The organism is Patiriisocius sp. 208BN25-11 (assembly GCF_058147145.1).
Genome location: NZ_JBYVJY010000007.1, coordinates 157034 through 172737, shown reverse-complemented (window position 1 = coordinate 172737; position 15704 = coordinate 157034). Strand labels below are relative to the sequence as shown.

General features: G+C 35.4%; 10 protein-coding genes. 1 reads left to right on the top strand and 9 read right to left on the bottom strand.

Annotated features, from left to right (window positions below; genetic code table 11):
- From ACY2RS_RS10295 to ACY2RS_RS10255, 9 genes are all read right to left on the bottom strand, one after another.
- A partial coding sequence (locus tag ACY2RS_RS10295) for a glyceraldehyde 3-phosphate dehydrogenase NAD-binding domain-containing protein (protein WP_490098571.1) occupies window positions 1–104 on the bottom strand: 104 nt, incomplete at its 3' end.
- Window positions 105–140: 36 nt separating this feature from the next.
- The gene (gene pfkA / locus ACY2RS_RS10290) at window positions 141–1115 is read right to left on the bottom strand and encodes a 6-phosphofructokinase (RefSeq protein ID WP_490098568.1); all 975 of its coding nucleotides are present in this window, start codon (window positions 1113–1115) and stop codon (window positions 141–143) included.
- Window positions 1116–1317: 202 nt separating this feature from the next.
- Entirely contained in the window at window positions 1318–2748 is a 1431-nt protein-coding gene (locus tag ACY2RS_RS10285; RefSeq protein ID WP_490098567.1) for an alpha-amylase family glycosyl hydrolase, read from the bottom strand.
- Between the two features lie 22 nt (window positions 2749–2770).
- Window positions 2771–5035, bottom strand: coding sequence for an alpha-amylase family glycosyl hydrolase (locus ACY2RS_RS10280; RefSeq protein WP_490098566.1), 2265 nt, complete (start codon window positions 5033–5035; stop codon window positions 2771–2773).
- Between the two features lie 3 nt (window positions 5036–5038).
- A complete protein-coding gene (locus tag ACY2RS_RS10275; RefSeq protein ID WP_490098565.1) occupies window positions 5039–6892 on the bottom strand; it encodes a glycoside hydrolase family 13 protein in 1854 nt (617 codons plus the stop codon).
- 1 nt (window position 6893) lies between these two features.
- Window positions 6894–9200 carry a glycoside hydrolase family 65 protein gene (locus ACY2RS_RS10270; protein WP_490098564.1) on the bottom strand — a complete coding sequence of 769 codons (2307 nt, stop codon included), beginning with the start codon at window positions 9198–9200 and terminating at the stop codon, window positions 6894–6896.
- A gap of 58 nt (window positions 9201–9258) precedes the next feature.
- The gene (pgmB, locus tag ACY2RS_RS10265; RefSeq protein WP_490098563.1) at window positions 9259–9924 is read right to left on the bottom strand and encodes a beta-phosphoglucomutase; all 666 of its coding nucleotides are present in this window, start codon (window positions 9922–9924) and stop codon (window positions 9259–9261) included.
- Complete coding sequence (locus ACY2RS_RS10260; protein ID WP_490098562.1) at window positions 9917–11362, bottom strand: MFS transporter; 1446 nt, start codon at window positions 11360–11362, stop codon at window positions 9917–9919. The genes pgmB and ACY2RS_RS10260 overlap by 8 nt, the downstream gene beginning before the upstream one ends.
- Window positions 11363–11518: 156 nt before the next feature.
- Window positions 11519–12553 carry a LacI family DNA-binding transcriptional regulator gene (locus tag ACY2RS_RS10255; RefSeq protein ID WP_490098561.1) on the bottom strand — a complete coding sequence of 345 codons (1035 nt, stop codon included), beginning with the start codon at window positions 12551–12553 and terminating at the stop codon, window positions 11519–11521.
- A 229-nt stretch (window positions 12554–12782) separates the two neighbouring features.
- Here ACY2RS_RS10255 and ACY2RS_RS10250 point away from each other — a divergent pair, with 229 nt between their 5' ends.
- The gene (locus tag ACY2RS_RS10250; RefSeq protein WP_490098560.1) at window positions 12783–15695 is read left to right on the top strand and encodes a SusC/RagA family TonB-linked outer membrane protein; all 2913 of its coding nucleotides are present in this window, start codon (window positions 12783–12785) and stop codon (window positions 15693–15695) included.
- The last annotated feature ends 9 nt before the right edge of the window (window positions 15696–15704 follow it).

Here is a 15704-nt window from a genome sequence, read left to right as displayed (position 1 = left end):
AAGTCGTTTATAGCTACTACCTCAATGTTTGGGTTTTTTGAAGCTATTCTGAAGGCGATTCGCCCTATTCGGCCAAAGCCGTTAATTGCAATTTTTGTTTTCATAATTTGTTTTTTGCATCTTATGATGCTATTAATACCTTATATAGATGTAATATCGGCTACTCTTATTAAATCCTCATCGATTTTATTTGATCCTTCTAATGAAACTTTAAAATCTACCGTCACTACTTTATTATGGACAACACCTATCATTACATTTCGTTCTCCTCGTAGCAGTGCATCTATGGCACCAACGCCAAGTCTACTGGCGAGTACTCTATCGTAACAACTTGGAGAACCTCCTCTTTGAATATGTCCTAACACCGTTACTTTACATTCATATTCTGTAAGATTCTCACGAATATAATCGGCAAGGCCCAAGATGTTTTTGCCTATCTGATCACCTTCTGCTACCACGACAATACTGCTTGACTTTCCAGATTTTTTACTTCGTTTTAAAGAGGCTAGTAAGCGCTCTTTTCCCATATCTTGCTCTGGAATTAAAATCTCTTCTGCACCAGCGCCAATCCCTGCATTTAATGCAATGTCTCCTGCATCTCTTCCCATTACTTCTACTAAAAACAATCTATTATGAGAATTGGCAGTGTCTCTAATTTTATCAATGGCTTCCACTACGGTATTTAGAGCAGTATCATAGCCGATGGTAAAATCGGTTCCATTAATGTCATTATCGATGGTACCTGGGAGTCCGACGATTGGAAAATTAAACTCTTCATTAAATACGATGGCTCCTGTAAAGGTACCGTCGCCGCCTATGGCTACAAGGGCATCTACTCCTTCAGCCTTTAAATGTTTGTATGCACTAGCCCTTCCTTCTTTAGTTCTAAATTCTTGTGATCGAGCTGATTTTAAAAAAGTACCTCCTTTATTAATGATGTTTTTTACTGATCGTGCATCAAGGGGTTTAAAATCTCCTTCGATTAAACCTTGATACCCTCTAAAAACACCAACACAGGCGATGTCGTGATATACGCAAGAACGAACCACTGCGCGAATGGCTGCATTCATGCCAGGGGCGTCGCCACCACTGGTTAAGACTGCTATTTTCTTCATAATTGATTTTATATTCTAAATATATCATCAAAAAATAGGACAACCAATCTATGTATAACACTACAACGTTTTCGGTTAACAACTTTGTAGGTTTACTAAAGTTTCCGAAGAAAAACCATCAAAAAAGGTCTGAAAAGAAAGAGAACAAAGTACTCTTTTACTTTTCAGACCTTCTGGAAAAGGAATAAAGGTTATTATCTATTTATTTCGTTAATATTAGGTATTGCCAAGCTTCAAAATTATGTTCTTGGTTTTCAGAAAGTATTATTTTTTTATTTGTCATTAGATCTGTAAAAGTACCTGTCAACGGAATTTTAAAAGAAGTAGCCTCACTAGAAACATTCGCGATATAAATAAGCTCATTTCCTTTATTATCTCTTCTAAATGCTAAAATGTTATTTTCATTTGATGCACTAATAGGCTTATAACTTGCTGCTGCCTTAGCTCCATGTAATGCTGGATTGTTGTTTTTTAGCGTTCCTAATTTTTCTAAGATGGGCCACATTGTAGCCTTTGTATGAGGTATTTCATCTTTTTCAAAAAACAATAACCTGTGGTCTAAATCATATTCTTGTCCACTATAAATTAAAGGCATACCAGGCATGCTATAACTTAAGGCTAGCATCGTTTCGGCAGCATCTCCCATACGTTCTTTGATGGTTCCATTCCATGAATTTTCGTCATGATTGGTAATAAAATTGACCAAGAAATCGGTTTTTTCATACATGGTATCCATCTTCTTCATGTAGTTATGAAAATCCTTAGCATTTTTCTTTCCTTGTGCAATTTCATTAAATAAATGATGCCCTTCCCACGCATAAGCCATTTCAAAAAGGTTGTCCCCTTTTAACAATTCTGGTTCCCATGCTTCTGCCAACATAAAAATATCTTTTTCTGCTCTTAATTTTGGAATACTATATTCCCAAAACTTAAGAGGTACAGACCCCGCTACATCACAACGAAAGCCATCAATTCCTTCTTCTTTTACCCAATATAACATGTCTTCGGTCATTTCTTTCCAAAGCATTTCATTGTCGTAATTTAAATCGGCTACATCTGCCCAACCAACAGGGATTCCATCCTCATTTAACGGATCTGTGATTTCTCCTTGTGCATTTTTAGTATAAAATTCTGGGTTTTCTTTTAACCAAACGTGATCCCAACCTGTATGATTTGGAACCCAATCTAGAATAACAAACATATCATTATCATGAGCGGTTTGAATCAATTCACGAATATCTTCTTTGGTACCAAACTCAGGATTTACCTCTTCAAAATTTGATACAGCGTAATAGCTCCCTAACATTTTATCTCTAGTTGCCTCATCCTCTATCAAGCTTGCAAAATCTCCGCCAGTGGCTTTTCTTTTTGTTTCAGAAATAGGAAACACGGGCATCAACCAAATAATTTTAACCCCTAATTCTTTTAACTGGGGGATGTCTTTTGTAAAAGCATCAAAAGTTCCCTCTTTAGAATATTGACGAATATTTGCTTCATACAATACAGCATTTTCCAAATCACCATCTGTAATGGTCTTAATTACAGGTGTTTCATCGGCTTTAACTTTATTTGAAGTATCCTTACAGCTTATAAATACTACGGAAAGTAGGAGTAAAAGGAGTTGTGATTTCATGGTATTTTTTTGATAGTTCATATTACTTATTCGCTAGTATTACATAATCATTTGCTGGCACTAGGGTGTCATTATACTTTAATTCTTTAGTTCCTTTATTGAATATAACCCTTACAATTTCATTAAAATAAGATCTTTGTAGTACCATCATTTCTTCGTTTGCCTGTAGTATTTTTGTACTACCATATTGCAACGCCATAGAATTTCTGCGTTTTTTTACCAAATCAGTTACTTTATTACGTAATGCTTGTTCATGTTCATTTAACCCATCAAATTGCATCATTTTTCGATTGTCTGGATCTCCGGCACCAATACTTCCATACTCATCTCCATAATAAATACATGGTATGCCTGGACTTGTCATGTTAAACGCTTGTAGCATGGCCAATTTATTGTATGCAGTGACATCACTCATTCCAACTTCAGTAGTCCAACCTACTTTTTTAGCATTTTCATTGAATTTTAAGTCACCAGAAGCATAGGTGATAAAACGAGCTCTGTCTTGATTTCCAGAAATATTTGCCATTAAATGATGATTTCCGTAGTAGGTCAAACCTTGTTTTACTTGTTTTGCAAGTCTCTCAAATGAAGCATCGGTAGCAAAGGCATTTACAGTCACATCATATAAATTGAAATCAAATTGAGCATTTAACATTCCCGTATTTATGTAACTACGAATTAATCTCGGACTCCCATACGTCTCTCCCACTTGGTAAATAGAACGTTTTGTTCGCTGCTTCACTTTTTTGGTGAGTGTACGCCAAAAATCTAACTGAATATGCTTCGTTGCATCATGACGAAAACCATCTAATTCGTATTCGGTGAGCCAGTATGCTGCACTATCTGTCATTTTTTCTACAACTTCCTTTTTACTAAAATCGAGTGTCGGTAAAAATGTATCAAACCATGTTGTTAAACGATGGTCATCCCAACGCTCTGTATTCATAGAACCATCTGGTAAGTATAATGACGTTGCCCATTCTGGGTGTTCTTTGTAGAGCACATGTTCTTCATGTACATGGTTTGCAACATAGTCTAATAGCACATTCATCCCATTTTTATGTGCTGCAGCTATGAGTTCTTTAAATACTTCTTTAGTACCATATCGATGATCTATAGCAGTATTGCTAATAGGCCAATAGCCATGATATCCAGAAAATTTTGTCATGGGATCAGGCCACATGCCATATGCTCCCTCGGGATTTTGAGTGATGGGAGATAACCAAATGGTATTGATCCCTAATTCGGTAAAATACCCTTCATTAATTTTGTCTAAAACCCCTTGTAAATCTCCTCCATAGTAATTTGCCTTTGGGAGAATACTATCGTTTTCAACTTTTTTTGTATTCGCAGTATTACCGTCTTTAAAACGATCTACCATTAAAAAATACATGATTTGAGTATGAAAATCGGTTCGGTTTAGCTCCTTTGTATCTGTAATGACTGTCCCTTTAGACAAAGGAACAATTACGTCATTCCCTCTTCCATAGCTATTGAAAGAATACACTCTAATAAGTTGTCTTTCGTTTGCATACTTCGGAAATGTTATGGTGATGGTATTGTTTTCTGAAATGATCTGGTTCGCATCAATTTGTTCATTCCCTATGTAGGCTATGATGCTTGTATCTTCTTGTGTTGTCTCTAACGTAAAGCCGTTTTCTAAAATTTCCGAAGTAGTAATAAAAGGTACTTTATCTTCATAGGTAGGTATGGATATAACAGAGTTAGTTCCTCCCATTCCATTGCTTACTTTTTTGGTATTGGTGGGATCAAAAGTATCATTGCCATCTACAACAAGCAGGTATTGATGATCTCCAGGAGTTACATATGTTTTAAAGGTATAGTTGTCACTATCTAATGACATCGATGCTGTTTGCCAATTGTTGAAAGCTCCTTTAATGGCTACCGTTTTAGGATTTGAAAGGGCAGCTTTAGAAATAGAAATGACCACTTCTTTTAAGGTGCTCTTAAACAATGGTATATCATTAGCAATGGCACCTGTCCATACTCGCAAGTTCGAAATCGCTGGCATTGCATTAGTAACTTCAATTTCAATCTCATTTTTATTGGCACTCATTGACGCCTTATAATGAGAAGTGCTTTCTATTGAATCTAAAATAGAGGTATCTAAAAAATAATCGCCTGTAACAATCGTTGTTGCCTTATTTTCCAAATAAACTGGAGTGGCCTGCCCATCAATGTTACTTTGATAAAGCAATGGTGTGTTGTTGGTATCGCATCCCAAGAACGCAAACAAACAAATAATTAGAAATGAACTATATCGCATTGTTTAATTTTTTAAATCAATAATCATGGAAGCTCTTGGAGCAACTTTAAGGGTTTGATCAAGAAGTATTGAGGTGTCAGAAAGTATTTCGGTTCCTTGTTTTGCACCTTGTAATCCTTCATTAAAGCGATCTAATTTCAATTCTTTTTTTGAAGTGGTATTATTAATAATTACCATGACACGATCATCTTCATTGTATCTAAAATAAACATACACGCCATCCATTGGGATATACTGTAATAATTTACCTGTGTGTATGACACTTTTGTTCTTCCTATAATTGAGTATTTTTTTTGTAAAGCTATGATAGGCCTCTTGCGATGCAGTTCTTCCTGTTTTTTCAAAAGCATTTGCTGTATCCTCTTCCCATCCGCCAGGAAAATCTTTTCGAATATCACCATCGCCTCTTTTCTCCTTATTACCCACCATTCCAATTTCATCACCATAATAAATCTGCGGAATCCCTCTTGTGGTTAAAATGAGTGTTATTACTTGCTTATAGATGTCCAAATCACTTTCATAGATTTCGTTTATTCTATTGGTATCATGGTTTCCTGCAAAAACAAGTACATTATTAATATCTGCATATAGAAAATCATTCGAGAAATTATTGTAGGCACGAATCAATCCTTTATCCCATGAAGCTTCTTGGCGAAACATTTCTACGATAGCATCGTGTAATGTAAAATCCATTACAGCCGGCAAACCAGAATTAAATCCTTGAAGTGCACCTATTTTGCTGTCCTTTTGCCAATATGCTATTTCACTTTGGCTATGCATCCAAACTTCACCAACGATATTAAAATTTGGGTATTCCTTCATAATCGCTTTTGTCCATTTAGCAATACTCTCCTTGTCATTATAACTATAGGTATCTACGCGTAATCCATCTAGGCCAGCATATTCTATCCACCAAATAGCATTTTGAATCATATAGTTTAGCACCAATGGGTTTGCTTGATTCATATCGGGCATGGTGGTATCGAACCAACCATTCATGCACCCTTGAGCATCTACTTTAGCGGCATTCACATCAAATTGGGTCGACATTCTATAGTTACTTCTTTTAAAACCACTTTGGTCTCCGTCTTTCCAGGTATGTATCCAATCTGAAGTAGGTAAATCCTGAATCATCCAGTGTTTGCTTCCCCAGTGATTTGTAACATAATCCATAATGAGTTTCATATCTCTCTTATGCATTTCTTTGGCTAAAGTGCGATAGGTTTCATTGGTTCCATAGCGACTATCGATGTTATAAAAATCACTCTGAGCATAGGTATGGTAACTATAGGTTGGTTCATTGTCTTCCAACAAGGGAGTACTCCAAAGTGCTGTAATACCTAACTCGTCTAAATAATCTAAACGATCTATGATTCCTTGAATATCACCTCCGTGTCTACCACCATTAAAACTTCTATTTACTTTTTCTACCGTTGAAGGGGTGTTATCATTTGCCGGATTTCCATTTGCAAAACGATCTGGCATGATTAAATACACCACATCACTAGCATCAAAACCTTGTCTAGTAGCACTTGCTGCATTTCGAGATTTTAGTTCAAATGCTCTTGTAAAAGCTGTGGTTCCTTTCTTCTGAAATGTTAGAGAATAGGTACCTGCTTTCTTTGAATTGGTATCTACAGAAACAAAAAGGTAATTTGAATTCTCAGTCCGTTTTATAGCTACTATAGGCAAATCAGTTGAGATAACATCATAGCTTGCAATATTTTGTCCGTATACCAAAATCTCTAAAGTACTATGCTGCATATCTGCCCACCAAAAAGGGGGCTCTAAGCGATCTATTTGAGCACTACAAAAACTTGCAGCTAGTAAAAAAAATAAAATTACAAGGTGTTTCATATTAAGCATTCATTTTTTGTTTAGGAACTATGGTAAGGAGTTCGTCATTTACTTTAATAGTAAGCTCCTTTTCACCATGTACTTGGAAACTATTTTTATCTTGAGAAATAGTAACTTCTACTATCTGTCCTCTGAAATTTATTTTAAAACTATAAGCTTTCCATTTTGAAGGAATTCTTGGTTCAAAAGAGAGGATTCCTTCTTTAATTCTCATGCCACCAAACCCTTCTACAATACTCATCCAGGTTCCAGCCATACTTGTAATATGACATCCTTCTTCTACCTCTTTATTGTAATCATCTAGATCTAATCGAGAAGTTTGTAGATAAAAATCATAGGCTTGGTCCATACGCCCCAATTTTGCAGCTTGTATGGCATGTACACACGGAGAAAGTGATGATTCATGTACTGTAAATGGCTCGTAAAAATCATAATGACGTGCTAATGTATCGGTACTAAAATGATCTTCGAAGAAATAAAAACCTTGTAAAACATCGGCTTGTTTTATGTAGGGTGAACGTAAAATACGGTCCCAACTCCACTTTTGATTAATAGGTCTATGCATTGGATCAAGAACATCTAATGTTTTTAAATCCTTATCTAAAAATCCATCTTGTTGTAAAAACAGGTTTAAGTCTTTATCGAATGGAAAGTACATCTTTGAAGCTACGTCTTGCCATAAAGCTAATTCTGGACTACCAAGTGCTACTTTTTCAATAATGCGTTGGTAGTGAGATGGAGCTTCCTTTTGTGTTCTTTCTAACATTTTCATGGCATATTCAATACACCATTTTGCGATGTAATTGGTATACCAGTTATTATTTACATTATTTTCATATTCATTAGGTCCAGTGACCCCAAGGATTACATATTTATTTTTTGAAGTACTGAAGTTAGCCCTTTGTTGCCAAAATCTTGCGATTCCTATAAGGACCTCTAGCCCCATTTGCGGGATATAAGAGGTATCGTTTGTGTATCGCTCATAATTGAATATCGCAAAAGCAATAGCGCCATTTCTGTGTATCTCTTCAAAGGTAATTTCCCATTCATTATGGCTTTCTTCACCATTCATGGTTACCATTGGGTATAGCGCTGCACCATCTGTAAAACCTAATTTAGTAGCATTTTCTATGGCTTTATCAAGGTGGTGGTATCTATATACCAATAAATTTCTTGCAACACTTTGATCTTTCGTAGCCATGTAAAAAGGAATGCAATATGCTTCCGTGTCCCAATAGGTACTACCGCCATATTTTTCTCCAGTAAACCCTTTAGGACCTATATTCAATCTAGGATCTGTTCCCAAGTAGGTTTGGTTGAGTTGAAAAATATTGAATCGAATTCCTTGTTGTGCTTTTACGTCTCCTTCAATATTAATATCTGCCATGTTCCAAATACGCGCCCAAGCCATTTTTTGCTTTTCTAATAAAGCCTGGAAACCTAATTTGGTAGCGGTATTTAATGCTTTTTTGGCTTCTGTTACCAATGCATCTTTTGTATGATTTCTATCTACAGTATACCCTCCAAACTTATGGATGCTATAGGTTTGTCCCTTTTTTACATCTTGGGCGTAACTAAAGGATGCATAGGTTGCATCTGCTTTAATATTGGGTTCTATTAAAACCATTTTACCATCAATAAAAACTTGAGATTCCATAAAGGTGCAGGTATAGAAGTCTGTCTTTATAGTTCTAGCTTCAATAAAGGCCTGATGATTTTTATGACTTACATTATGGGTATCCCAAAATTGATCATCCCAATTGGTGTCTTCATTTGTAATTCCAGAATCTAAATACGGTTGAAAAGAAACCTCAACATCTTTATTCAAAGGAGTTACTTCATATTTAATAGCTCCAATTTGGTCGATATCTAAGCTTAAAAAACGTTTTGATGTAACTTGAATTGTCGTATTATTTTGAAGTGTTGCAGAGAAACTTCTCAATAACCACCCTTCTTTCATATTCAATTCTCTTCGGAAATTTGAGACGTCTAAACATGTTGCTAAATCTAACTGTTCGCCATCTATTTCGACATTAATTCCAATCCAATTTGGTGCATTTAAAACTTTGGCAAAATATTCTGGGTATCCATTTTTCCACCAACCTACTCTTGTTTTATCGGGATAATACACTCCTGCGATATAGCTACCTTGAAATGTTTTTCCAGAGTATTTTTCTTCAAAATTGGCACGTTGTCCCATAGCACCGTTTCCAATACTAAAAAGACTCTCGGAAGATTTTATCGTGTCTTGATTAAATCCCTCTTCTATGATAGACCAATGATCTGGTTTGATATAATCTATGTGCATTTGTTCTTTTTTTCTTTTAATTCTCTATATACAAATAGCGAATACAATTCTATTTATTTTATTTGAGGTTATCGTTTATAAGCGCCAATAGAAACTGGTTTGATATTTCTGTAAAGTCATTAAAAACATAGTCAGCTTCTTTTAACGTTTGCGCATTTCCAATTCCAATGCTAAGCATACCTGCTTTATTTGCAGCTTGAATACCAGCCACACTATCTTCAAAAACGACACAGTGTTCAGGGTGTACGTTTAAACCTTCTGCAGCTTTTAAAAAGACTTCAGGATCGGGTTTTGCTTTACTTACATTGGTACCATCTACAATACTTTGAAAGTCATCATACAATCCTACTTTATTTAAAATAGCTCTTGCATTTTTGCTAGCAGAACCCAGCGCAATACTTTGTTTTTCATTTTTTAGGAATGAAAGAACACGGGGCACATCTTCTAAAATTTCCGAAGCATCCATTGAAGAAATATGCTTTAAATACGCATCATTTTTATCTTTCATTAAGGATAAAAATTCGGTTTCAGGAAGTGTTGTATTCCCCCATTCTATTATTTTTTCTAAAGAACGAACCCTACTTACGCCTTTGAGTTGTTCATTTTCTTTTTCGGTAAAATCAATCCCAATCGACTTAGCCAAGGCTTGCCAAGCCAAAAAATGATATTTTGCTGTATCGACGATGACACCGTCAAGATCGAATATGAATCCTTTACTATGCATTGTCAATAGAAGGTTGATAGGTTATTGCTTTCTTGTTACGAATTAAAAAGTTTGCTAGACCAGCCAATATTAAAAAGATTCCAGCTAAAGTCATAGCGTGTATGGTATTGGATCCAATAAGATTGTAAAGCAATACAACACCTCCAACAGCGGCTAAAATTTGAGGAATGCAAATAAACATATTAAAGACTCCCATCATTAAGCCCATTTTGTTTGGATCTACAGAACTTGAAAGCATTGCATAAGGCATAGAAAGTATGCTACCCCAAGCGATACCAATTAGTGAGAATGAAAGTACCAGCATTTCTGGCTCTCCAGGAATAAAGTACATAATAATAAACCCGATGCCCCCAAGGAAAAGGCTCCCCATATGGACATATTTTCGATTGATACTATTATAGGCAGTATACAGGGTCAATAAAAGGGCAAAAATCATAGATGTTAATCCGTAGATTCCCATTTTTGAACCTACATCATCACTTGCTTCATTATAAGCTTTATCTTTTGTTTTGTATTGGGTTTCTAATGTTTCAGATAAAAACAAAACCTCATTTTGGTCATTATAAGCTACCTCTTTATTCTCATCTAAAACAGCATAGTTAGTGATCTCTGGTTTACCTGCTAAGTATACATGCTCTGTTAAGGCAGGGTTTGCAAGCGTCCACATTGCAAAAAATGCAAACCAGGAGAAAAATTGTACGACACCTAGTCGCTTCATTACTAAAGGCATTAATGCATAGGTACTTAAAATTGCTGGTATCATTTTCTTCTTTTCAGCTTCATGTTCCCCTTCTCCAAAACCCTTCATTTCTTCTGGAGTATATTCTTTTGTAGTAAAAATGGTTACAAGGATGGCACCAATAAAAACAGCAGCACCTATTGCGAATGCGACTTTAACGCTGTCTGGCACTACACCAGGGGCAGCTTCATTTGAGATTTCCAGCGTATTGTTTACAAATTTTGGCAGGTTACTAGCTACCCAAGTACCGATACCTATAATGAGTGTTTGTACTACAAATCCGTAACTCCTTTGCGACTCTGGTAATTTATCTGCCACCAATGCTCTAAAGGGTTCCATAGAAATATTTATGGAAGCATCCAATACTAAAAGAAGGCCAGCTGCCATCCAAACTTCAGAAGAATATGGCATTACCAAGAGTGCGATAGCACTTAATATTGCCCCTAATAAGAAAAAGGGACGCCTTCTACCTAAAGTTTTGTGCCAGGTATTATCACTTAAATAACCAATGATCGGTTGAACGATGAGTCCAGCTAAAGGAGCAGCAATCCACAAAAATGGAATATCATCTTTGGAAGCACCAAGTGTTTCAAATATTCTGGACATCGTAGAGCCTTGCAAGGCAAAGCCAAACTGAATTCCGAGAAAACCGAAACTCATATTAAATATATCCCAAAATTTTAATTTAGGTTTTTTCATATCGATTGTTTTGTAAACGTTCGATACGGAAGAAGACATCATAGTTAATGTCTACAAAAGTATCAAAGCTATATTAGGGTAGGAAGTAAAAATATAGTCTCTGATAATTATGGGTGTAAATATAGAAAAAAAACTAACTACACAAAGTTAAAATTATTAGGTAGAATCTCGTTCTACGAGCTCTGTCCTGATAACAACTGTTTTAAATGGCATTTCTTCATCATTACTTTCTAATCTATCAATCAATAAATCTGCAGCATTTTCGCCAATCATTTTTCCATGCTGACTCACCGTAGAAAGGCTTGGAGATGCGTATTTAGAGAGGATTCCATCTGTAAAACCAACGATTGCTATATCATCTGGGATCCTTTTACCTGAGGTTTTTGCTGCTTTCATTGCAGAGAGTGCATAGATTTCATTAACCGCAAAAATTGCATCTAGTTGAGGATTGCTATCTAGAAATGAAGTAACCTCTTTTTGAAGCATATCAATCTGTAATTCATCATTTAATTCATCATCTAAGCGGAGAATAAAATCATCCTGTATCGCAATTGCATGATCCTTTAATGCTATTTTGTATCCTTTAGTTCTATCGCTACCAACACTTACATAATCTTCTGTAGTAATAATGCCAATATTCTTTCTCCCTTGAGCAATAAGGTGCTTGGTCGCTTTTTTTGCTCCTTCTGTATCATTTACAATCACTTTATCACATAATACCTCCTCAACGGCTCTATCAAACATAACAATAGGCATTCCTTGATTAATGGTTTCATTTAAATGATGATAGTCCTTTTTTAATAAAGTTTCTTTTGAAACAGAAATTATAAACCCGTCTATACTCCCATTTGCAAGCATTTCCATGTTTAAAACTTCCTTGTAGAAAGATTCATTAGACAAACCAACAATTACGTTGTATCCCCTCTTATTGGCAACTTTTTCGATGCCGCTAATAACCGTGGTGAAAAAATGATGTACAATTTCGGGTATCATAACCCCAAGTGTCTTAGTACGTCTATTTTTTAGGCTTAATGCAATATTGTTAGGTTTATAATTGTAAGTCTTTGCAAACGCCTTTATTTTTTGCCGTGTTTCCTCACTAATTTCGGGATTATCCCGTAAGGATTTTGACACCGTAGAGATAGATACCCCTAGCTCTTTAGCAATTTTTTTTAGCGTTAGTTTTTGCATGGTGTAAAATTACAAATAATTGATAGATATTTTGAGAGTGCTTTTTTTTTAAAAGAAGGTAAAAAGATTCACACAATGTTAAAATTATATAACTTATTAACACGAAAACGTTTTCGTAAACCCTGACATTATCAAATTGATAATTTTCTATTAAAAAAAATATACATTTGACAATAGGAAGTAAAATTATAGTCTTAAACAATTAAAAACCAACATTTTAGAAAAATTTATGAAACTAAAACTAAAATACAGTATTGTTTTTTTCATGTTAATGCCTTGCCTTTTCTTTGCGCAATCAACTGTAACTGGAACAATTACTGATAAATCAACCGGAATTCCTATTCCAGGAGTTAACATAATCGTTAAAGGCACAAATAATGGCGCCTCTTCCGACTTTGATGGAAACTATTCAATAGACAATGTAACTAATGGTGATATACTTACTTATAGTTATATTGGATATGAAATGCAAGAAATAGCCTATGAAGGTCAAGATATAGTATCTATTTCACTTGAACAAGATGCTGCAACGCTAGACGAAGTATTACTTATAGGGTATGGATCTACCACAAAACAAGACGCTACCGGAGCGGTACAACGTGTCACTACAGAAGAGTTTAATGAAGGGATCATTGTTTCTGCAGATCAATTAATTGCAGGTAAATCTGCGGGTGTTAGAATCACAAATACTGGTGGTGCACCTGGAGGTGGTTCAGAAATAAGAATCCGAGGTGGTTCGTCACTTTCTGGAAACAACAACCCTTTAATTGTAATTGATGGAATTCCATTAGATCAACGAGGGACTCAAGGGGTACGTAATTCTTTGAATGCAATCAACCCATCTGAAATTGCAGAATTTACAATTTTGAAGGATGCTTCTGCAACAGCAATCTATGGTTCACGTGCTTCTAATGGTGTAATTTTAATTACCACTAAAAAAGGAAAAAAAGGAGCACCGCTTAAAGTGGAGTATGGATTTCAATTTTCATCAGAACAGGCTACCGACAGAGTAGATGTGTTTTCTGCAGATCAATTCAGAGAATTTGTAGCCGATAATGATGGTGACGCTTCTTTCTTAGGAAATGCAAACACCGATTGGCAAGACCAAATTTATCGTACTGCTACAGGTGGTATTCATAACATTACAGCCTCACAAGGATTTGAAAACTTTACGTACAGAATCAACTACAACAACACAAACAAACAAGGTGTATTAAGAAGAGATTTGTATAGAAGAAATGCATTGACACTTGGTCTTACAGGAAATTTACTTAAGAACACTTTAAAATTAAGACTTACTTCAGTGGGAAGTCTTGATGCCAACAACTATGCAAATACAGGAGCTATAGGTGCTGCAGTAGCATTTGACCCAACACAACCTATTAAAAGACCTAATAGTCCTTTTGGAGGTTATTTTGAGTACACGCAACCCGATGGTTCTCCTGTAACACTAGCTCCAAGAAACCCAGTAGGTCTTTTAGAGCAAGATGAAAATAGAGCCAGAAGTAAACGAAATATCACAAACTTAAATATAGACTATGCTATCCCATTTGTAAATGGATTAAATTTCGTCTCAAACATAGGTTTTGATTATTCAGAATTGGATGGAAAACAATTTATTGACGCTAATTCGGCTACACAAGAAAATGGTTTGTTCAGAAACTTCTATACAGGAATTAATAGGAACACAAACCTAGACCTCATTTTAAAATACAAAAACTACTTAGAAAGTATGAATACTAGCTACGAAGTTTTAGGAGGTCACTCGTATCAAGAGTTTTTTATTAGAGCAAATCAAGATATCACAGAAGATGGTGTTCTTGTTACAAAGCCAGTTTCTTTAGAAAGAAATGCATTAGAGTCTTATTTCGGACGTGTTAGTTTTGATTTTAATGACAAATATTTAATCTCTGCAAGTTTTAGAAGAGATGGATCTTCTCGTTTTAGTGAAGACAACCGTTGGGGTAATTTCCCAGCAGCATCTGTAGGTTGGAAAATTAGCAATGAGAATTTCATGAAAGACAGTAATACCTTCTCTACCTTAAAACTTAGAGGTGGATATGGTGTAACAGGTAACAATGAAATAGGACAAAACTACGGTTACCTTGGAGTTTACACTCCTGGTGAATCGTCTGCAAGTGTTCAATTTGGAAATGACTTTATTAATACGTTAAGACCTGAAGAATTTGATGAAAATCTAAAATGGGAAGAAACTACTCAGTACAATGCCGGAATTGATTTTGGATTCTTTACTGACAGACTAAATATTTCTGTAGATGGATATTACAGAGAAACTGAAGATTTATTAGCGCGTATTCCTACAGCTGCTGGGTCTAACTTATCAGATTTAGTAACAACAAATGTTGGAGCTACACGAAGTAGAGGGTTAGAATTAGGGATCAATGCAGCCTTAGCGCAAGGTGAAAATTTCAACTGGGAAATCAACGCAAACGGTACACTTCAAGAAGTAGAAATCACCTCATTGAACTTAAGTGGTGATAGTGAGTTTTTTATTCCACAAGGAGGGATTTCTGGAGGTGTAGGAAATACCATTCAACTTTGGAGACCTGGATTTGATCCTTCTACGTTTTTTGTATATCGTCAAGTATATGACGATGCTGGAAACCCAATTGAAGGTGCCTATGTTGACGTAAATGGAGACAATCAAATTACGGAAGCTGATAGACAAGCATACAAAAAAGGAACTCCAGATGTATTTCTTGGTTTTACTTCGAATATGAGTTACAAAAACATTGACTTTGGGTTTACGCTTAGAGGAAGCTTAGGGAATTATGTGTATGATAATGTTGCATCAAGCACTGGATTTACTGCTAGTACACTAGGAACTCCAGGAGACTTCAATAATAATGGAAGTACCAGTGTATTAGACACAAACTTTCAAGAAGCACAATTCTTCTCAGATTATTATATCACAAGAGCAGATTTCTTGAAACTTGATAATATTTCAATTGGATATCAATTCCCATTCGAAAAAGTAAACCTAAGAGCTTCTTTAACTGCAACGAATGTATTTGTATTGACCGAATATGACGGTATTGATCCAGAAATATCAAACGGAATCGACAATAATTTTTATCCAAGACCACGTGGTTATGTGTTTGGATTAAACTTTACATATTAATATTAAAAA